Below are 21,218 nucleotides of genomic sequence, written 5' to 3' on the forward strand. Positions count from 1 at the left end.
TTTATATTATGTAAATGAATAATTTTAAAATGTATAACCTAACTTAATCGTCTCATTCCAACGGCTCGAACCTGCTATATATTCAAGGTTGAAACCGTGCGTATATCCGCCCTGAATTTCGGCATAAATTCCCCGATGAAAGTGATAGCGTAATCCGACGTTCACTGTCGCCCGTGGGGCAGTTGCATACTCATTCTGCAGATGGTAATAATCTGTCAGGCGGTATGGAGGATCGCCCGGTTCGGCTGTCGTTTCAGTAGTCCTGCTCTTCTCCGTGAAGTCTCCTATGGATAAACTTGCAGCAGCTTTCATATCGAACCTTCCGGCATGAAGTACGCCGGATGCGTAAACCCGTCCACAAGTCATTGTCTGTGACGCGACATAAGGGTACATTTGGGTAGTCATGCTTTTAAAAGACGAAATCTCGGCTCCGACACGCAATTCTCCTTTAGGAGCGATCAACTCATATTCGGGCTGAACGGATAAAGCCTTTCTTTCGAAAATCCGGTTGGAACCGTAAACATGGGTAGTCGTGATTCCGTTGGATATCTCCTGTCCCAATACATTCTCGTCATTTGTCTGGCGTGACCATGAGAGGTTGATCCGCAGGAAATGTTCGGTACTGCCTTTGGCGAAACGGTATCTCAGATGCGATGTAATCCGGTGTGCCGGAAACTTAAACCAGATAACCTCTTTCTCTCCGGCGGTACCGGAAGAATGCAGATACTCCAAATCTCCGTAAAGCGATCCCCATTGAGCCTGAACTGCTGCTCCGTGAGACAGTTCCTTGATGGGGAATCCGTTGATACCCGATTCGCTCAGATGGACTCCGCTTCCCGACCATGCTTCGTAGGCACCGTACATCAGTCCTTTATCAAGGAATGCGTAATAAGGTGTAGCGGCTGTTCCGATCTCTTCTGCTGAAACGGATTCGCTGTTTTTGCTGAAAATATAAGAGAATCCGATCGCATAATGGTCCGAATGATACATGATGCCGGGAGCGACTTTTAAGTCCAGTCTGTAGTTGGTATGCCGCAAGTCCTTGCGTTTGGAGTAATTGGCAGAGGTGAAATCGATCTTTCCGCCGATGCGCCAGTTGGTGCCGGCATCTGCTGCTATACCTCCCATAAACGCATAAGTTTGCAAATCCTTTCGGCCGGGGGTAAACTCCAGCAGGTCTACCGGATAAAAACCGGGATGAATGAACATGGAGCCGCTCATATCCTTGCCGGAAGTGTGGTCGAATGAGAACGAGCCGATCAGAGAATACTTCTTTAAGTGTGTGATGGACTTGGCTACTGCACCGGCACTCCATAATTTACCGGCTTCGTAGTAGTTGCGGAAGTCACCATGATTGTTCTTGCCGTACAGCTCGGCGTAGGAGACGGTGACGCTGTCCATCATGATTCCCGTTACGTTTGTTCCGGCATTCCATGAATTTCGTCGTTCGATAACATCGTAAGTCTGTGCCGAGCTTACGGCTGCTATACACAGCAGCATACATCCTATATATATTCCTTTCATATTACTCATGCAGGGATTGTTGTTCTCTTTCATAAAAATCGGCGGAAGAGTTGTTCGTATCTTCCAGTATTTCATAACCGGCCTCCTTCGATGCTTCCTCGTCTACCCGACGGTGCAGGCTGCGTCCGTCATACAGTGCGCTTTGGCTGACATATCCGGCATCGATGGAAGGTGAAATGCGTTTTTTGTTGCTCGACGAACCGCCATAGTACACCTCTACCCCGTCAATCACCCAGTCGAGCGGAATCTTGATGACTTGATCCACCGTGCTGCCGGGCTTTTGTATCACACTGCCTGTTTGCTGTACATACTCCTGTATCGTAGTGTCCTGAGCCTTGAAGATGACAGTGGCGGGAGAAAATATGGAGAATGTATATGCATTCGCCTGTCCCAGTTTGATGACCACGTCCAGATAATGGTCGTGGCTGATCTGGTCGCCCGGAGCAGGATGATACATCGTATTCCAGTAATAAACATTGTAGCAGGCAAAATATCCCGGTTTGTTCAGATTGACCGACAGCGGGTATTGGGCGGCATGATCTATGGCGCCGTTGACGGCGATGACTGCATCTGCACCGGGTGCCAGCGGGAAGGAAGTGCCGTTACCGCGGAATTGCCAGATGCACTGGACGATAGGAGCGAAATCGGGGAAAATGGTTGCTCCGGTTGCTTCGTCCTGCGTCACCCATACGTTGGTGGACTGGGAGTTGTAAGGATCGAGTGTACCTAAGCATAAATGGTCGAGATACTGCGTCTGGGAATCATTGTTGTGCAGGATAATGTATTTATCAGCCTGATAAGTACCTTCCTGCGGCAGCTTGGTACATCCTCCGCAATAGATTTCCTTGATAATGATGGCACCGGCTTTGGAGTGTGTGAGCGGAACGTTGAGTGTGACATCCCCGTTTACGAGTTTTACCTTGTCTGCCAGTCCGTTGAATATATGCTGATCGGCTTTATCGCTGATTTGTATGCGGTATATGCCGTTGGTCAGGGCGAATTGCGCTGTACCGTTCTGGTCGGTTACCGTCTTGTAGGAATTGCCGCGGTCGATGTCTTCGATTTGGACGGTGATGCCTTCCCGAAGGTATTCCGCATAATCGTCCGGATAGACGGCAGTCACCTGCAAGGTGTGCAGCTGGTCTTCGTAAGGATTGCCTTTGTCGATGTCTGTACATCCTCCGAGTAAGGATGTGACGAAAAGCAGTATGATATAGATTGACTGTTGTTTCATATTTCTAAAGTTTAATGCGGCAGGTTAGTCCATAATAAAAGTTCGGGGTAAAGATTGCACTGGTTCCGGTTGCGTATGATTTCACATACGCCCGTGAGTTCGTGAAATTAATCGCGTTGAACGACAGCGAAACATGATCGCCTATCTCCTTGGTAATGCTGATATTGGCAGAGAAATACGGATCATATCCGTCGGCTGCGAAAGTATAGGCATTGCCCGATTTACGTATCAGATGTGCGAAGTCCGGATTTTCGGCTTCGGCGGCGGTGAACGGATGTACCTCGTTGTTCAGGTCGAGGTAGGCAACCGGATAAATGGCCGTATAAGAATTTCCGTCGTAGATGCTGCCTCCTGTTTTCTCGTTGCTGTTCTCGCTGACGTTGAACGCGTAGGACGTACCGTTATATTCGGAGAGATTCTGCGACCGCTTGATGAGCGAGGCTTCCAGTTTGCAGGATATGATCAGCCTTGCTTTCGGGATACGGGTGATCGCTGTGATATTGGCATCCAGCGAGTGAGTGCGCTTGCCGTTGGCAGTCGTGGATGAGTTGTCGCCGTTGGCATATATACCTACATATTGGTAGGAACGGTTGGCGAGACTGGTGTGCGACCATCCGTTCTGGTAGTAATAAGACAAGGAGTTGTCTATGTATTTGGTATATGTATAGGCCGCATCCACACGGAACTGCGTACGGAGGGGAGTGATCTCCGGAAAATCGATGATCATTTCCGCTCCTCTGCGGGTGATGTCCGGTCCGTTATCGGGAGAGGTTGACTTGACGAAAGTCTGGTCTTTCACCTTTACGTCCAGCGGTGTCCAGTAACTGTTCTCATCGTCACGTATATATCCCATGCCCGTCTGATTGTCCACGGTAATCTGCGGATTAGCGGATAGCTCGAATCCTTCCGGCAACTGTAGAACATTGTATGCGAACGGAGTATAGGTACTTGTATATTTATAAGGCATCTTCGTGCGGTTAAAGTATCCTACCAGTGAAATACGGGTGCGGGCCACATTGATGTCAACTCCTATTTCGGCATTCTGATTCTTCTGCCAGCGTAGTTTCTCATTGTGTAATAAAGTATATGGCTGACTGTAATAGACGTAAGCCGACTCATTGTTATTGTATGAGACTCCGAAAGTCTGAATATCCCGATACTCCTGTCGGGGATAGAGCACATAGTACGAAGGCAGCTTCTCGGTCACTCCCCATCCGCCCCGAATCGCTATGTTTTCGTTCAGCTGCCATCTGGCGTTGAAACGTGGCGACAGTGTGTTCAACTTGTCGTATTGCGTTCCGCTGATGAACAGATTCTCCCAACGCAATCCCGCCATCAGCCTCAGCATGGTGCTGCCGACAGGTACCGACAGGCTTTCTTCCGCATACAACGAAACATTGTGCATATATGGATAAGCCGAGTAAGAACGGGGACGATACCCGTTGGGAGCCAGCGAAGGATTCTGATAATACTCTCCGTCGCCCACATTGCCTGTTCCTTTCCATTGCACGCCTGCTTTCAGATTGCTGGTTATGTTCTTGAAACGACGGTTCCATTCGTACTTCAACGAAGCGGCATAATCCAGTTCTTTGGAATCGACAATCTGATCGGCAAAGAAATGGTAAGGCAGTTTGCCTGCAATGAAATAGCCTTCCTGTTCGGCGTGGACTGCCGGCTGTTCGGACGCATAAGAATAAGGTGTATGTGCATGCGACTTGTTATCATTGTAATACACCGATGCATCCAGTTTGAGGTTGGTAATCCATGACTTGTTGAGCAGCCATGCCAATGACGTGTTTGCACGGAAAACGTTGTCTCTGACTTTGGTATATTCTCCCGTATATGCGTCGGGATCATCCTTCGTATTCATACCTCCGATGTTACCGGTCAGCCCGATGTCGAATCGGAGCACTTTCCGGAACGTATTGCTGTAACTTGCGGAGAATCCTCTGCGGGTATAAGAAGTATAGGGTGAATTAAGCTTTTGAGTAGCCTTGGTCCATTCACCGCTTATGTTGACGATTCCTTTATCGTTGCCGAGGTCCAGCCCTTTGGAAAAGGATACCTGTTCTGTGCGGGGATTGATGGATAGCAGTACATTCCACGGAGTCTTCCCTTTCTTCGTATGGATTTTGACCATACCGCTGTTCAAGTTTCCGTACTCTGCCGAAGGTACTCCGGTGATGACTTCTACCGATTCGATATCGGCCACAGAGATGCTGCGGGTATCTATTCCGGTCATATTGCCGAAAGAAGAGTTGTTGCCGATGCGTACTCCGTCTACTTCTATCGCCGTTCCGAAAGCCGCGTTGCCTGCGGATGAACCTCCGTCGCGCAGAGAGAAAATATTGTTGCTGGTCAAGTCCGGGACTTTCGTCTTTCCTCCCGGAAGAAGGGCGGAAATATCGCTTACATTCGATATCTGCAGATGTTCCAGTGCGTTACTCCCGATGTTGAGCGTGGTGTTCAGTTCAGTCTTCGGAGCTTGTGCGGTAACGATTACGTCGTTCAGGGCAAGTGTATTTTCCTTCAGTTGTATCTTTAATCCTTTGATGCTGTTGTTCACATTCACCGGAACCGTTGCCGGAACATAACCGAGGAAGGAAACTTCCAATTGATACTTGCCTTCCTGTATTCCTTGTATCGTAAATTCCCCCTTCTGGTCGGATACAGCCCACAAATAGGTACCTTTGATTAAAATGGATGCGCCGGGCAACGGCGAACCCGTCCTTTCGTCGGATATACGACCGGAAATAGAATAATTGTTAGGATTGGCTTCAATTCTGGAAACGATCAAAGAAAGAAGCAAGCAGAGCATTATTTTAAGTGTAAGAAACCTCATAGAACAAATTTTGTGCAAATTTCGTTCTATATCGTTAATACTACAATCGCAAATAATGACTATTTTGGGAGTATGCGAGTACCCATAAATAGGTATTTCTCTCCATAGTGATTTGATAGCAGTTTTGCTCTCATGCTCTAACAAACGGTCTGTATCCCTTTATTCATCGTGGTTTCCAGTGTGGTAGCAACTGTGGCGGCAGGTATGAGGGCAAACGGTTGCTCTCACTTGCATCATGGACTTAATCTCGTTTGTTTAGCTTTATGCTTTGATTTGCAGGATGTTAATGTCTGGTGTGTCAACTGTTAACAATTGGCATCCCAGCTATTAATAACTGAGAAATCAGTTGTTAATAGCTGACAACTCCTTCATTATAGACTGATAAATGGTTTGAAATGGCTTGAAAGGACAGGTTAAATGAGTCAGTTGTTACGGTCAAGTCATTTCAATCGACAGTTGTTTCAGATAGTTTCAGGCGCTTGAAACTTTTAGTTTCACATCGAGAAACCAATGGCTTCAAAGGTTGAAACTATTAGTTTCAAGGCATGAAACCTTTTGTTTCAAGGCATGAAACCGAATTTGGAACTACTTCTTGGAGAATAATTTTGTAGGAGAGATGGGAAAAGGAAAGCCTTGGTGACTTCAAGGCAAATAAAGAAGATCGGCTTGCGCTGCGACGATTGTCATGTAGCAAGCCGACCTTTATTTCATTTTATCTATGTATCTTATACGTTCTTTACTTTGATCAGATACTCTGCGATCTGTACAGCATTCAGTGCAGCACCTTTCTTGATCTGATCGCCAACGATCCAGAATGTCAGACCGTTTTCATTTGTAAGGTCTTTGCGGATACGTCCAACGTACACAGGGTCTTTGCCTGCAAGGAACAACGGCATCGGGTATTCCTTTTCGGCAGGATTGTCCTGAAGAACGAGACCCTCGCCTTTGGCGAATGCTTCACGGGCTTCTTCTACCGAGATCGGACGTTCTGTTTCCACCCAGATGCTTTCAGAGTGAGCACGAAGTGCGGGAACACGTACGCAGGTTGCACTGACTTTCACGTCAGAGTGCATAATCTTGCGTGTTTCGTTGTACATCTTCATTTCTTCTTTGGTATAACCGTTTTCTGTGAACACATCGATCTGCGGAATCAGGTTGAATGCCAGCTGATAAGCAAACTTCTCTACTGTCACAGGCTCGTTGGCCAATACCTGACGGTATTGTTCGTACAACTCGTCCATAGCGGCAGCACCGGCACCGCTGGCAGCCTGATAAGTAGATACGTGCACGGTTTTTATATGAGAAAGCTGTTCGATGGCTTTCAGTGCAACTACCATCTGGATAGTTGTACAGTTAGGATTGGCAATGACGCCACGCGGGCGCTCCAACGCATCTGCGGCATTTACTTCGGGCACTACCAAAGGCACATCAGCGTCCATACGGAAAGCGCTGGAGTTGTCGATCATCACAGCACCGTATTTGGTGATTGTTTTCTCGAACTCCTTGGATGTTCCTGCACCGGCAGAAGTGAAAGCAATGTCTACTCCTTTAAAGTCATCGTTGTGTTGTAAGAGTTTGACCTCGATCTGTTTACCGCGGAAAGTATAGGTTGTTCCGGCACTGCGTTTAGAACCGAACAAAACTAACTCGTCCATCGGGAAATTTCTCTCATCGAGCACGCGCAGGAATTCCTGTCCTACGGCTCCGCTTACGCCAACAATAGCTACTTTCATCTTTTTCTTTTGTTAAATGTGAATAATGTGGTTAATCGCTGCAAAATTAGAACATTTTATCATATAATCAGCATTTTGGAGATACTTCTTCACATTTTATCAGTTCCCATCCTTTAAATTGGAGCAAAATGCAATGCAATGCAGTCCCTTCACTGATAGTTGTTACCTTTTTATCCCGGCTATATTGTTTTAGTTGCCCTCTGCCTTCTTCCGCTTGTTCTTCCAGTTCCTTATCGGTGGCGGTGCGCGGGAGGTATTTTAATTCTAGAATATAACTGTGTGCCGTGTCCGGGTAGCGGGATTTGTCCGGCAGGAGGAAAAAGTCACAATATCCGTAATTCATCTCCAATTCCGGCTGAACCAGATAATAAGAAGCAAGAGCAAGGTATGCTTTGAAGAAACCTTGCAAATTGTGTTCTCCCTCGATGGCATCGCGGATGGCGGAGTTTTCTTTATAGGCAAGGGCTATGTACTCAAACAGAGGGCGCCATTGTCCGTCGAAGGCCATGTCGTCAATTAAATCTTTTAAGTGAGGCAAGAATACTTCCTTACGCTGCTGGTAGTATTCCCGAAGGAATCCGAAATACTGCTCACGGACGCAATTGTTAGGAATGCACATCACAATACGGTCTCCACGTGTGCCGCACATTGTAAGCAGTCCATAATAATAAAGCAGGCTGCGGAAATTGTCTGTTTCAACAATCTTCTCTGCCGGGAAGGAGGTGTGGAGGTTTACCAGTATCTCTCCTTTGGCAGCTATCTCTTCAATCGTACTCATGCGGTCTCCTCCCGATACATTCTCATGATCGAGGCGTGCCAGCATTTTCAATTTGCTGTAGTCCGTACGGATATTCTTGTCGACCAATTCTTCCGGAGATGCGTCGAAATTAACCCGGTGACGCAAATAATATAGTGTCATGTCGCAATTGAACATTCTCGGATCGGTCTTCAAGCTGGCTTTGGCAAAGCAGTAATTGTCATACCACGGTTTCATTTCATTAATCATGGCATCTATATCTCCTTTCAGCATACCTTCTTTCTGATAATAGCCGAACATCTCCCGTACATCTGTTTCACTGAATCCCATCATCATATTGAAGTGCGGGTCCACACTGATATTCCAGTCTATGTTATATCCGCTGGATAAGTCGTCCAGCGTAACAGGACTTACCCCCATCAGGAAGATGCGTTCGAACATACCCTTGAACTGCTTGAAGTATTCCCGGTAGAAGCCGCTGGCGTGGGTCAGGTCGCGGAAAAGGTTTTTCCCCTGTTCACTCAGGATGACATTCGTAAAGTTGTCATATTCATCAATGATGAGGTAGAGCAAATGTCCCAGGCGGCGGGCGGTGGCTTCCAGCCAATGCAGCTTTGTAGCGGCTTCGGTAGAAGCGATGATTTGCTCCAGTTCTTTCTCGCCTTGGTAGTATTCCCGGTAAGTACTGAAGAAGTCGTTCAACTGTATGCAGCAATAATTGTTGAAGTTGTCTTCCAGACTTCCACGTCCCAGGTTTGCTTTGGAAAAGTCAAAATAGAGCACCTGGTAGATTCCCTGAAGCGGGGTGGGGTGCTTACCGATCCATAGATTGCCGAACCGTTCTTCAAAACGATCTTTCTGTGAAATATCGTAATAGGCACGCATCATGGTGAGAAATACACTCTTGCCGAACCGTCGGGGACGAATAAGGAAAAGGTAGTTTGCTATTTCTTCTATCTGGGGAATGAAATGCGTTTTATCTACATAATAATAATTTTGGTCTATCAGCCTGCTGAAGTCCGATATGCCATAAGGGATTCCTTTTGCCATAATGCGTTCATTTTATTGGGATGGATGCAAAGTTAAGTTTTCTTTTTATCTCCAACAACTATCCTTCTGCAATTGTTGCTATTATTCCTATTAAATAAACAGGAGGATGAGATTTATAATACCTGCATTGTGATTCTGCGAACTTTTTTGTTCCTTTGCGTAGAAATCCTAAAACCACGGACCTATGAACCTGTTTGAATTCAATTTAGCGTTACCGATAACCGATCCGACTTGGGTGTTTTTTCTGGTGCTAATTATCATTCTCTTTGCTCCGATGATTCTGGGGCGCCTTCATATACCTCATATTATAGGTATGATTCTGGCCGGTGTGCTGATCGGCGAACACGGATTCCATGTGCTCGACCGTGACAGCAGCTTCGAACTGTTTGGTAAAGTGGGGCTTTACTATATCATGTTCCTTGCCGGACTCGAAATGGACATGGAGGACTTCAAGAAAAACCGGATGAAGAGCGTTGTCTTCGGCTTGCTTACTTTCCTGATTCCTATGGCGCTGGGTATATGGAGCAGTATGAGCATGCTGGGATACGGTTTTCTTACCGCAGTGCTGCTCGCCAGTATGTACGCTTCTCACACTTTGATTGCTTATCCTATTATCAGCCGTTACGGATTGTCCCGTCTGCGTAGTGTCAATATTACTATCGGTGGTACGGCCATTACGGTCACTCTTGCCCTTATCATCCTTGCCGTTATTGGCGGAATGTTTAAAGGCACCGTCGATGGTCTGTTCTGGGTGTTCCTCGTTGCGAAAGTAGCCTTCCTTGGTTTCCTTATTATCTTCTTCTTCCCCCGCATCGGACGCTGGTTCTTCCGGAAGTATGACGATAGCGTGATGCAGTTCGTGTTCGTGCTGGCGATGGTCTTCCTCGGAGGCGGACTGATGGAGTTTGTTGGAATGGAAGGAATTTTGGGAGCTTTCCTTGCCGGATTGGTCCTGAACCGCTTGATTCCTCATGTCTCTCCGCTGATGAACCGTCTGGAATTTGTGGGAAATGCCTTGTTCATTCCTTACTTCCTGATCGGTGTCGGTATGATTATCGATGTCAGAAGCCTGTTTACGGGGGGCGAAGCATTGAAAGTGGCGGTAGTCATGACAGTGGTAGCTACTTTCAGCAAATGGCTTGCCGCATGGATCACGCAGAAGATTTACCGTATGCAGCCCAATGAACGCAGCATGATCTTCGGACTCAGTAATGCACAGGCGGCGGCTACGCTGGCAGCGGTGCTGATCGGGCACGAAATTATCATGGAAAACGGAGAGCGTCTGCTCAATGATGACGTACTGAACGGTACGGTCGTGATGATCCTTTTCACCTGTGTCATCAGTTCGCTGGTAACGGAACGTTCCGCCCGCCGGTTTGCACTGAACGAAGATGCGCAGCCCGAAGATAAGGGAGCGAAGAAAGCGATGGAGCAGATTCTGATTCCGGTAGCTAATCCGGAAACGATTGAGAACCTGGTGAATCTCGCCCTGGTGATCAAGGATGCCAAGCAGAAGAATGGCATGATTGCCCTGAATGTGATTAATGACAATAACAGCTCGGAGAATAAGGAACTGCAAGGCAAGCGGAATCTCGAAAAAGCCGCCATGATTGCCGCCGCCGCCGATGTGCCGGTGACGATGGTAAGCCGCTACGATCTGAACATTGCTTCGGGGATTATACATACGATTAAGGAATATGAGGCTACGGATGTAGTGATCGGTCTGCACCGCAAGGCGAATATCGTCGATTCCTTCTTTGGCAACCTTGCCGAAAGCCTGCTGAAAGGTACTCACCGCGAAGTGATGATAGCCAAATTCCTGATGCCGGTCAATACGCTCCGCCGCATCATCATCGCCGTTCCGCCCAAAGCCGAATTTGAAACCGGTTTTTCCAAATGGGTAGAGCATTTCTGCCGGATGGGAAGCATTCTCGGTTGCCGCGTGCATTTCTTTGCCAATGAACGTACACTGATGCGTCTGCAACAACTGGTGAAGAAGAAATTCAGCGGTACCCCGACCGAATTTTCTCTGCTCGAAGAGTGGGGCGATCTTCTGCTGCTGACCGGACAGGTGAATTACGATCATTTATTCGTTGTCATCTCGGCCCGTCGGGGTTCTATCTCGTACGATCCGTCCTTTGAACGTCTGCCGGCACAGCTGAGCAAGTATTTCTCCAACAACAGTCTGATTATCCTGTACCCCGACCAGTTCGGCGATCCGCAGGAGATTGTGTCTTTCTCCGACCCGCGTGGTTACAACGAATCGCAGCATTATGAAAAGGTGGGCAAATGGTTTTATAAATGGTTTAAGAAAAGCTGATGGAAGAAAATAACTGGCAACAACGGACAGAACTCCTGTTGGGAGAAGAGAAAATGAAGCGTATCCGTGCTTCGCATGTATTGGTTGTCGGGCTGGGAGGCGTGGGGGCGTATGCTGCCGAAATGCTTTGCCGGGCTGGGGTAGGCAGGATGACGATTGTAGACGCGGATACCGTGCAGCCTACCAATATGAACCGTCAGCTTCCTGCCATGCATTCCACCCTGGGGATGCCGAAAGCGGAAGTGTTGGCGGCACGCTACAAAGACATCAATCCGGATATTGAACTGACCGTTTTACCCGTCTATCTGAAAGACGAGAACATCCCCGAACTGTTGGACTCCGCTAAGTTTGACTTCATAGTGGATGCCATCGATACGATCAGCCCCAAATGCTTTCTGATCTATGAAGCGATGAAGCGTCATATAAAGATTGTTTCCAGCATGGGCGCAGGCGCGAAGAGCGATATTACGCAGATTCGCTTTGCCGACCTTTGGGATACCTATCACTGCGGACTCAGCAAAGCGGTGCGGAAGCGTTTGCAGAAAATGGGAGTAAAGCGTAAACTTCCCGTCGTATTCAGTACCGAACAGGCGGACCCGAAAGCGGTATTGCTCACGGATGACGAACGGAATAAGAAATCGACCTGCGGAACGGTCAGCTATATGCCGGCAGTCTTCGGCTGCTATCTGGCGGAATATGTCATTAAACGAATCTAAGAAGCTATTATGATAAAATTAGAAGGAATAACCAAGAGTTTTGGTTCTTTGCAGGTGCTGAAAGGCATTGACCTGGAAATCAATAAAGGTGAGATCGTCAGTATCGTAGGACCTAGCGGAGCCGGAAAAACGACTCTCTTACAGATCATGGGAACGCTTGACGAACCGGATGCGGGCACGGTGGCGATTGACGGAACGGTAGTCAGCCGGATGAAGGAGAAAGAACTGTCCGCTTTCCGCAATAAGAATATCGGTTTTGTGTTTCAGTTTCATCAGCTTCTGCCGGAGTTTACCGCGTTGGAGAATGTGATGATCCCCGCATTTATCGCCGGAGTATCGTCTAAGGAAGCAAACGAACGTGCTATGGAGATACTGGCTTTCATGGGACTCACCGACCGTGCTTCCCATAAGCCGAACGAACTGTCGGGAGGAGAGAAGCAACGGGTGGCCGTAGCACGTGCCTTGATTAACCATCCGGCAGTCATCCTTGCGGACGAACCTTCCGGAAGTCTCGATACACATAATAAAGAAGATTTACACCAATTGTTCTTCGACCTGAGGGACCGGTTGGGACAGACTTTCGTCATCGTTACCCATGATGAAGGACTGGCCAAAATCACCGATAGAACGGTACATATGGTGGATGGCACAATTAAAAAAGATTAATAAGGAAACCAAACTTCTAAAAATGGATACCAAATCACTAGAAGATTGTGTGAGTTCAATCTTTTAGCTATATATTTATAGTCGCTTCTCTACGTAAGTCTGTGAAGATGTCAGTAGAGTGTTTGTTTTGTTTGTGTGTGATGCATTCTTGTCTGGTGTGATAGGAATGCATCTTTTTTTATATATCACAACAAATACGATTCTAGTCGTAACAAACATAAGGCGCCATTCGTTCGAAATCTGCGGGTGTGAATTCCTCGTAAAGCATCAGTTGTTTCAAGTCTCTTACTTTCCCCTTCTTCTTCCGGTACTCTGCAATGACCTTGGCTTGATAATAGCTGATGTACGGATGATGCATCATTCGCTCTACACTTGCCTTATTGATGTTGATCCGGTGAATCTTTCCGGCATCCACGGAGAACCACGAACGGAGCTTTTCCGCTTTTAACCGAATCTCCCCTAACTGTTCTATCTGATAGAATCCTCCCAATAACCGGCGACGGTTTACAATCGATCGGGCAATCCGGCTTCCGATCCCCGGAATCTTTTTAAGTTCGGTGGTATCCGCCTGATTAAGGTCGATGATAGTGCCCGGCGGGTATTTCATTAAAGTATCATATGGGGCAGTCGCTTGTACTACTAATATCCGGCTGGTATCTTGAAGGACTGGTGTTTCGGCAATGCGTATATACGGTTGAAGAGTCCGGTATTGTTCTTCCGCCAGCCCGTATATTTTCCGAAAGTCTTCCGGACGTCGGAATCTGCCTTGCTTTCTGCGGTATCGCAGAATATTGCCCGCCATCCAGGTAGGTAAGCCGAGACTGAGGAAAGTGGCGGAGTCGGCGGTATTCGGATCGAACGCTGCCGGTCTGATTTCTTTTTTCGGATAGGCGGGCGATGAATACCTGCCTCTGTAAACTGGATATTTCTTGTCCTGCTTTGCTTCTTTTATGGAAGAGATAAATTCATTATATTCCTTTTCGGATTTCGCCTGTTCAGCCGGGTCGGTTTTCTCCGGTCCGGAGAAAGCCTGCAAGAGTGCGGGGATTGTGTATACCCCTATAACAAGAACGACAAGGACGATAATGCCTTGTCGTTCGGTTTTAGTAAAATAAAAAAAGTCTTTCCACATTATAGTTTGATAAGTCCCAACTCATTGATAAAGATCAGAGAGATGGCAATCGGTGCAATATATCTTAATATAAAGATGATCAGTTTGTATACGGGAACTTTCAGCGAACCGTCATTGGTGATCTCCGACCAGACGATTTTCTTGTCGAGATACCATCCGGTAAAGATGGAAATGCACAGACCGCCGAGTGTCAGCATGATCTTAGCCGTGACAAAGTCGAATAAGTCAAAGATTCCCAATCCGAAGATGGTGAATCCTTTCATCACTCCGAGCGACAAAGAACAAAGGATACCTAAGAAGATACATCCTCCGGTCACCAGTCTGGCTGCCTTGCCGCGTGTGAAGTTGAATTCTTCGTGCAGATAAGCGGTGACCACTTCGTGCAGGGAAATGGTGGAAGTCAGTGCTGCCATGGCAAGCAATACGTAGAACATGACGGAGAAGATATAGGCCAATATCGGTACTCCGCTGAATGCCTGCTGGAATACATTGGGCAGTGTGATAAAGATAAGGCTCGGACCCGCGTCCGGTTGTATCCCTACAGAGAATGCGGCCGGAAAGATAATGAAGCCTGCCAATACTGCTACAAACGTGTCTATAATCCCTACGCTGAATGCTGTCTTGGTCAGATTGGTTTCTTTGCTGAAATAAGAAGCGTAGGTGCAGAGACATCCCATCCCCAGACTAAGGGAGAAGAAAGCCTGTCCCATCGCACTCAGAAATACATTTCCGTCCACCTTGCTGAAATCCGGTTTCAGCAGAAACTCGATACCCGCACCAGCTCCCGGCAGGGTAACCGAACAGATTACAAGTATCAATATAATAATGAACAGGGTTGGCATCATGATCTTGGAAGATTTCTCGATACCTTTCTCCACGCCTTTGACAATAATAAAATGAGTAACCAACAGAAACAGAACCAACCACAAGACCGGTCGCCACGGACTGCTGGAGAACTGCTGGAAGGAAGAGATGAATTCTGTGGGAGTCTTACCCGTAAAGCCGTTCGTAAGAGCTTCATACACATACTCCAGCGTCCATCCTGCCACTACGGAATAATAACTGAGAATCAGAAAAGCTGCGAGGACTCCCATGCGTCCCACCCAGCGCCAATGAGTGCCGGGAGCTAATTTCTGATAGGCTCCCGCTGTATTTGCCCTCGAACGGCGTCCGATTAGGAATTCGGCAATCAAAATGGGAAGTCCCAAAAGAAAAACGCATCCTAAATAGATCAGTATAAAGGCTGCGCCACCGTGATTACCCGTTTCATAGGGAAATCTCCAGATGTTTCCCAATCCTACTGCCGAGCCGGCGGAAGCAAGTATTACGCCTAATTTACTTCCGAAGTTCGCTCTATCAATTTTCGTCATAAATCTTGTTTTGTCTTACAAATCGTTATAAAATGTATGTATTAAAATGCAAATATAGAAAATGATAGTTATATTTGTACCGGAATCGTAATTTTATTTAGATATGCTATCTTATATTAAGAAATATCCTATTTCACTTTTTATCATCTTAACTGTGATTTATCTGTCTTTCTTCAAACCTCCTAAAACGGACTTGAATGAAATCCCTAACTTAGATAAATTAGTTCACATCTGTATGTACTTTGGTATGTCAGGTATGTTATGGCTGGAATTTCTGCGGGCGCATCGTCGTGATGACGCACCGTTATGGCACGCATGGGTAGGGGCATTCCTCTGTCCCATACTGTTCAGCGGCTGTGTGGAATTGCTGCAAGAATATTGCACGACTTATCGGGGAGGAGACTGGCTGGACTTTGCCGCCAACTCGGTGGGTGCCATCCTTGCCAGTTTAGTGGCTTATTATGTGGTTCGTCCGCGAATGATGAGAAGGGAATAGAAGACTGTAGTAATGCATAATCATACTCATGCCTATGAGAAAAAATTCTCATTGCAGTGAGAAAATATTCTCAGAGGTATGAGTATTTTTTCTCATCGTGGTGAGAATTTTTTCTCAAAGGCATGAGAATACTTTGAGAAAATAACAGCGATATTATAGATAATCTACAACCGAACTGAGCTTAATTCCGTTGGACCCTTTGATCAGGATAGTGTATCCTTTCGGCTTGTCGGCTTCCAGTTCCTTTATTACTTCCTGTACGTTGGGATAGGTTTGGAAGGAGTGCTCTGCTGCTGCAAACTGATCTCCTACCAGCCATACTTTTTCGAACGCGCATTCTTTGAGGTAGTCTGCTATCTTCTGATGTTCGGCAGCGCTTTCGGCACCCAGTTCGCGCATATCACCAAGGATGAGCATTTTGTGAGGAACTTCCATGTTGCGGAAGTTCTGTAAGGCAGCCATCATGCTGGTCGGATTGGCGTTGTATGCGTCGATGATCAGTGTGTTATCGTCCGTTTTCTTTAGTTGCGAGCGGTTGTTCTGTGGTGTATATCCGGCTAAGGCTTCGTTGATCTTTGCATCTTCCACTCCGAAGAAGCGACCGATGGTGATGGCAGCCAGTGCATTGGGGAAGTTGTATTCTCCGATCAGTTGCGTCTGAACCTGATAGGATTTACCATCCTTGCCCGCTTTCCATTCGAAAGTGAGATAAGGGGAGTTGCCGGTGATTCGTCCGTTTACGTAAAGGTCATCTTCGGTGCCGTAAGGGATCAGGTTCAGTCCTTCGGCAATGTTCATCAGATAAGCATTGTCGTGATGGATAAAGACGGTAGAACCTTCTTTCTTACGGAGAAAGTCATAAAGTTCTCCTTTGGTTTTTATCACACCTTCGAAAGAACCGAAGCCTTCCAAATGGGCTTTGCCTACATTGGTGATGATACCGCAGTCCGGCTCTACGATTTCGCTGAGGAATTTGATTTCTCCCGGATGATTGGCGCCCATCTCGATGACGGCAAGGTCGTGTTCCGCTTTCAGGCGGAGCAGGGTAGAGGGCACGCCGATGTGGTTGTTCAGATTACCTAACGTATAAAGAATGTTGTGGCTCTGAGAGAGTACGGCGGAGATCAGTTCCTTCGTAGTCGTCTTGCCGTTGGTACCAGTGATACCGATTACTCGTGTACCCAGCTGGCGGCGGTGGTAATTGGCAAGCTGCTGCAATGTTTGCAGGCAGTCGTCTACGAGTATATATCGTTGATCGCCTTCAATCGCGTATTCGGATTCGTCGATGACAGCATAGGCGCAACCGGTTTCCAATGCTTTTCCGGCAAAAGCGTTTCCATTGAATGACTCGCCTTTCAGAGCGATAAACAGTGATCCTTCAGGACAGTTCCGACTATCGGTCGTCACTAATTGGCAATCCAGAAATATCTGGTAAAGAGCAGAAAGTTTCATAGCCTGAGCTTTTATTTTTAAATGTTGCAAAGATAGGCTATTCTTTCGGATTTGGTATCGGTCAGAAGCGTTTTTTACTCAGCATATACCAAAGGAAGAGTCAGCACCATCCGGCACCCGTCCGTATAGGATGAATCGATGTGGAGGCTGCCTCCTAACTTTTCGGCAATCGTCCGGCTGATCGACAGTCCGAGGCCCGTGCCCTGTGAGAAGGAGTTCATTTTGTAGAAGCGTTCGAATACTTTTTCCTGTTTCTCCTTAGGGATTCCTATACCGGTGTCGGTAACGCTGATCTCGAGTTTCTTTTCTGCTTCCAATACCGAATAAGTCAGTTCGATGCTGCCATGAGTCGTGAATTTGATCGCATTGTGTGCCAGATTGGCAAGTAACTGCGAAATGCGTTCCGGATTGCTGAGTATGATTAGTTTTTCCCTTTCCGGTTTGAAAAGGAATTCGACTGTGTCTTGTTTCTGCATTTTAGCTACTTCGATAGATAGCTGGCAGATCATATTGATATCCGTTTGGATATTTGTAGGGAGCTTGTTATATTGGTCGAGCTCCGACAATGCGAGCACATCGGTCACGAGTCGAAGCAGATCGTCCGTGTTGGCTTTGATGATGTTGACGAATTCTTTCGTTTCCTCATTGCCGTAGTGGTCACTTAATACTTGTGAGAAGCCTATGATCGAATTGAGCGGTGTCCGTATTTCGTGAGACATACTCTGAATAAAAGTCGTTTTCATCTGGCTGGTCGCTTCTGCCTGATCTCTGGCTTTGCGCAGTTCTTCTCTCGAATAAGTCAGTTCTTCGTTCTTATTTCTTAATTCACTTTCCGAGGCCTTCAGCCTCCGGTTCAGACGGCTTTCCCGATATAAGAACAAGAAGAGGATGGCTAACAGGATGATCAATGAAAAAATCAGCGTCGTTTTATTGCTCAACTCCTTTTCTTTTGTCCGAAGCATTAATTCCTTTTTCTCCGCATTGAGCTTTTCTACATTTAGCAGCGTGGCATATTCGCTGCTCGCCAGTTGTTCATTGGCTATTTTCAAAGAATCGTCTACTTCAATATACTTTTTCAGAAATTTCACCGCTTCATCCGGTCTGCCCATCTGTCTGTAGATTTCTCCTTTGAGGCGGTATTGTCCGCTGCTCATGGCGTACTCATTCAGCCGTTGCTCTTCGGCTTTCTGCTTCTCGACAGCTTCCAGTGCCTTGACGAACTGTTTGCTGCGCTGGTAGTAGAAAGCCTCTGTGCGGTAAAACCTTTTTTTGAGTGAGTCCAGCCTTTTGTCCTGGTCGAACAGTTCCCTGCATTCTTTCAGCATCTTCTCCGCTGCTGAGAAATCTTTAAATTCACTGTAATACTCTACGTATGTCAGCTTTGCCAGTATTTTATGGCTGGCGGAGTTGGCTGTTTTTACTGCTTTTTCCAGTGCTTCCAGCGCTGGTTCCGGCTGATGATGCGTAATGTAGTAATTGGCAAGTTGAGCGTAAGTATTACTGATGTTATAGTTTTCTAATTTGTATTTTTCGGTCAGTTCGATTTCTTTCACGCGCCATTCGGACGCCATGACATCAAAGTTCTTGATTGTGTAAATCTGCGACATGATGTTGTAGCAGTACATGAGTCCGGTCTTGTTGTCCTCGGCTTGTGCCTCTTTCAGCACTTTTTCGGCTTCATAGAGGGCGATGTTACTTCTTCCGGTTTTCAGGTAATATAGGATTAGCCGGTTGGCCCAGGCGAAATAGTAGTACTTGGACTGCTGTATTTCTTTAGCGAATTGTTTTACCTTATTGGTATAAAAAATGATGCTGTCTTCATTATTGGCCTGGTAATAATAATAGTCCAGCCGGGTGGAGAGAGCTACCGCCTGCATCCGCTGGTCGTTTTGTCCGCTAGCCATACGGAACAGCGTATCGGACATACTCAGCACGACCGGTTCCAGCAAATGTTCCTGGCAACGCTGGTAGTAGGCATACAAAGAGGAATCAACGTTATAAACTTCAGCTTCTTTCTGGGCTTTTGCAGGAATAACGATGAACAAAAAAGAGACAAGGTATCCTAAGATAATTCGGGACAATCGGCTCATGGTATTCGTTTTCGGTAGTTCTATTGATTGCTATTGATTGCAAATATACGTTTATTTCCTAATTTTAATACGAATACTTGCTTTTTTTATCTACATTTGCAACAGTCTAACTGGAATATAATCAAGAATGAAATTGATCTCTCCAACTTATATAAATGTGAAAGGACGTCTGCTCGATCTTGCTACTCCGCAAGTGATGGGTATTCTCAATGTGACACCCGATTCTTTTTATTCCGGCAGCCGGATGCAGACGCAGGAGGAAATTGCAGCGAGGGCACGGCAGATCATCGATGAAGGAGCCTCTATCATTGATATCGGAGCTTACTCCTCGCGCCCGAACGCCGAACACATCACCGCCGAAGAAGAAATGAACCGCTTACGTACCGGACTGGAGATCGTAAACCGGAATCATCCGGATGCTATCGTTTCGGTCGATACTTTCCGGGCGGATGTAGCCGAACAGTGTGTGGAGGAGTATGGCGTAGCTATCGTCAATGATATCGCTGCCGGTGAGATGGACAACCGGATGTTTGAGACTGTGGCCCGCCTGGGAGTGCCTTATATCATGATGCACATGCAGGGAACTCCCCAAAATATGCAGAAAGAACCCCATTATGATAATTTGATGAAGGAAGTGTTCATGTACTTTGCTCGCAAGGTGCAACAATTTCGTGAATTGGGTCTGAAAGACATTATACTCGATCCGGGTTTTGGTTTTGGGAAGACACTGGAGCATAATTATGAGTTGATGGCTCATTTGGAAGAGTTCAGCATTTTCGAACTTCCACTGTTAGTCGGTGTTTCCCGGAAATCAATGATTTATAAACTATTGGGAGGAACTCCGCAGGATTCATTGAATGGAACAACCGTACTGGATACCGTTGCGTTAATGAAAGGAGCGAACATTCTTCGGGTGCATGACGTGCGCGAAGCGGTGGAAGCCGTCCGGATTGTGGATAAACTGAGAACTGAGAGTGAATATGGCAAATGATAGAATGGCATTATCCGTTGGTGATACTCTCTTGTCGTTTGTGAATTAATAACTTGTAATAAGTAATAAGTACCGTGTTTTTTGACGTTGGCATAAAAGATTTTATCGATGTACTGCTGGTCGCCCTTCTGTTGTACTACACCTACAAACTGATGAAGGCCTCCGGCTCTATCAAGGTTTTTACCGGCATTCTGGTTTTTATCCTGATCTGGCTGGTGGTCACTCAGATTCTGGAGATGAAACTGCTGGGCTCCATATTCGATACCTTGATGAATGTGGGTGTGATTGCTTTGATCGTCCTTTTTCAGGATGAGATTCGTCGTTTCCTCTTGACGCTGGGCTCGCATCGGCATGTCAGTGCATTGGCGCATTTTTTCAGCGGGGCGAGGAAAGAAGCCTTGAAACATGATGATATCATGCCGGTGGTAATGGCTTGCCTGAGCATGGGAAAGCAGAAAGTAGGCGCATTGATCGTGATCGAGCATACCACTCCGCTGGATGAAGTGGTCCGTACAGGAGAAATTATAGATGCGGCTATCAGCCAGCGTCTGATTGAGAATATATTTTTTAAGAACAGTCCTCTGCACGACGGAGCAATGGTTATCAGCAAAAAACGGATCAAAGCCGCAGGCTGTATCCTGCCAGTCTCTCACGACCTGAACATCCCGAAAGAACTGGGCTTGCGTCACCGTGCGGCTATGGGCATCTCGCAGAAATCGGATGCGCACGCCATCATCGTCTCCGAAGAGACAGGAGCTATTTCTGTAGCTTATCGCGGACAATTCTATCTCCGTCTGAATGCCGAAGAACTGGAAAGTCTGCTGACAAAAGAAAACTGAAACTAA

General features: G+C 46.7%; 15 protein-coding genes. 6 read left to right on the forward strand and 9 right to left on the reverse strand.

The genetic code is table 11. The features are described 5' to 3' along the window. Nucleotides 1-24 precede the first annotated feature (24 nt). The 5 genes from HMPREF9007_RS07570 to HMPREF9007_RS07550 all read right to left on the reverse strand — a co-directional run bounded on the left by HMPREF9007_RS07570 (nt 25) and on the right by HMPREF9007_RS07550 (nt 9,140). Nucleotides 25-1,533: a DUF6850 family outer membrane beta-barrel protein gene (locus HMPREF9007_RS07570; protein WP_008762578.1), complete on the reverse strand. Its 1,509-nt coding sequence runs from the start codon at nt 1,531-1,533 to the stop codon at nt 25-27. Next, nucleotides 1,526-2,758, reverse strand: a complete 1,233-nt coding sequence (locus HMPREF9007_RS07565) for a DUF4876 domain-containing protein (protein ID WP_008762579.1) — start codon at nt 2,756-2,758, stop codon at nt 1,526-1,528. Before HMPREF9007_RS07565 ends, HMPREF9007_RS07570 begins: the two co-directional genes overlap by 8 nt. Nucleotides 2,759-2,762: 4 nt before the next feature. Continuing rightward, nucleotides 2,763-5,576 (reverse strand): TonB-dependent receptor, encoded by a 2,814-nt coding sequence (locus HMPREF9007_RS07560; protein WP_225651385.1) that lies wholly within the window; start codon nt 5,574-5,576, stop codon nt 2,763-2,765. A 749-nt stretch (nt 5,577-6,325) separates the two neighbouring features. After that, nucleotides 6,326-7,333 carry an aspartate-semialdehyde dehydrogenase gene (locus HMPREF9007_RS07555; protein ID WP_008762581.1) on the reverse strand — a complete coding sequence of 336 codons (1,008 nt, stop codon included), beginning with the start codon at nt 7,331-7,333 and terminating at the stop codon, nt 6,326-6,328. Between the two features lie 67 nt (nt 7,334-7,400). Further along, nucleotides 7,401-9,140 carry an ATP-binding protein gene (locus tag HMPREF9007_RS07550; RefSeq protein ID WP_008762582.1) on the reverse strand — a complete coding sequence of 580 codons (1,740 nt, stop codon included), beginning with the start codon at nt 9,138-9,140 and terminating at the stop codon, nt 7,401-7,403. 184 nt (nt 9,141-9,324) lie between these two features. On the opposite strand from HMPREF9007_RS07550, the gene HMPREF9007_RS07545 reads away from it, so the two are divergent. From HMPREF9007_RS07545 to HMPREF9007_RS07535, 3 genes are read left to right on the forward strand one after another with little or no spacing between them, the layout of a single operon-like run. Further along, nucleotides 9,325-11,460, forward strand: coding sequence for a cation:proton antiporter (locus tag HMPREF9007_RS07545; protein WP_008762583.1), 2,136 nt, complete (start codon nt 9,325-9,327; stop codon nt 11,458-11,460). Next, nucleotides 11,460-12,176, forward strand: a complete 717-nt coding sequence (locus HMPREF9007_RS07540; protein ID WP_008762584.1) for a tRNA threonylcarbamoyladenosine dehydratase — start codon at nt 11,460-11,462, stop codon at nt 12,174-12,176. The genes HMPREF9007_RS07545 and HMPREF9007_RS07540 overlap by 1 nt, the downstream gene beginning before the upstream one ends. Before the next feature lie 9 nt (nt 12,177-12,185). Continuing rightward, nucleotides 12,186-12,842, forward strand: coding sequence for an ABC transporter ATP-binding protein (locus HMPREF9007_RS07535; RefSeq protein WP_008762585.1), 657 nt, complete (start codon nt 12,186-12,188; stop codon nt 12,840-12,842). Between the two features lie 202 nt (nt 12,843-13,044). On the opposite strand, the gene HMPREF9007_RS07530 is transcribed toward HMPREF9007_RS07535, so the two are convergent. Both HMPREF9007_RS07530 and HMPREF9007_RS07525 read right to left on the reverse strand, forming a co-directional pair. Continuing rightward, nucleotides 13,045-13,974, reverse strand: coding sequence for a helix-hairpin-helix domain-containing protein (locus tag HMPREF9007_RS07530; RefSeq protein WP_008762586.1), 930 nt, complete (start codon nt 13,972-13,974; stop codon nt 13,045-13,047). After that, nucleotides 13,974-15,344 carry a sodium-dependent transporter gene (locus tag HMPREF9007_RS07525; RefSeq protein WP_008762587.1) on the reverse strand — a complete coding sequence of 457 codons (1,371 nt, stop codon included), beginning with the start codon at nt 15,342-15,344 and terminating at the stop codon, nt 13,974-13,976. Before HMPREF9007_RS07525 ends, HMPREF9007_RS07530 begins: the two co-directional genes overlap by 1 nt. A gap of 103 nt (nt 15,345-15,447) precedes the next feature. Here HMPREF9007_RS07525 and HMPREF9007_RS07520 point away from each other — a divergent pair, with 103 nt between their 5' ends. After that, the gene (locus HMPREF9007_RS07520; protein WP_008762588.1) at nt 15,448-15,840 is read left to right on the forward strand and encodes a VanZ family protein; all 393 of its coding nucleotides are present in this window, start codon (nt 15,448-15,450) and stop codon (nt 15,838-15,840) included. 153 nt (nt 15,841-15,993) lie between these two features. Here the strand turns inward: HMPREF9007_RS07520 and murF are convergent, their stop codons facing one another. Both murF and HMPREF9007_RS07510 read right to left on the reverse strand, forming a co-directional pair. Further along, complete coding sequence (gene murF, locus HMPREF9007_RS07515; protein WP_008762589.1) at nt 15,994-17,292, reverse strand: UDP-N-acetylmuramoyl-tripeptide--D-alanyl-D-alanine ligase; 1,299 nt, start codon at nt 17,290-17,292, stop codon at nt 15,994-15,996. A 74-nt stretch (nt 17,293-17,366) separates the two neighbouring features. Further along, entirely contained in the window at nt 17,367-19,382 is a 2,016-nt protein-coding gene (locus HMPREF9007_RS07510) for an ATP-binding protein (RefSeq protein ID WP_008762590.1), read from the reverse strand. A 127-nt stretch (nt 19,383-19,509) separates the two neighbouring features. On the opposite strand from HMPREF9007_RS07510, the gene folP reads away from it, so the two are divergent. Then, nucleotides 19,510-20,373 carry a dihydropteroate synthase gene (gene folP, locus HMPREF9007_RS07505; protein WP_008762591.1) on the forward strand — a complete coding sequence of 288 codons (864 nt, stop codon included), beginning with the start codon at nt 19,510-19,512 and terminating at the stop codon, nt 20,371-20,373. 74 nt (nt 20,374-20,447) lie between these two features. Next, nucleotides 20,448-21,212, forward strand: a complete 765-nt coding sequence (gene cdaA, locus HMPREF9007_RS07500) for a diadenylate cyclase CdaA (RefSeq protein WP_008762592.1) — start codon at nt 20,448-20,450, stop codon at nt 21,210-21,212. Nucleotides 21,213-21,218 lie beyond the last annotated feature (6 nt).

This window comes from Bacteroides sp. 1_1_14 (assembly GCF_000162515.1).
Taxonomy (GTDB): Bacteria; Bacteroidota; Bacteroidia; order Bacteroidales; family Bacteroidaceae; genus Bacteroides; species Bacteroides thetaiotaomicron.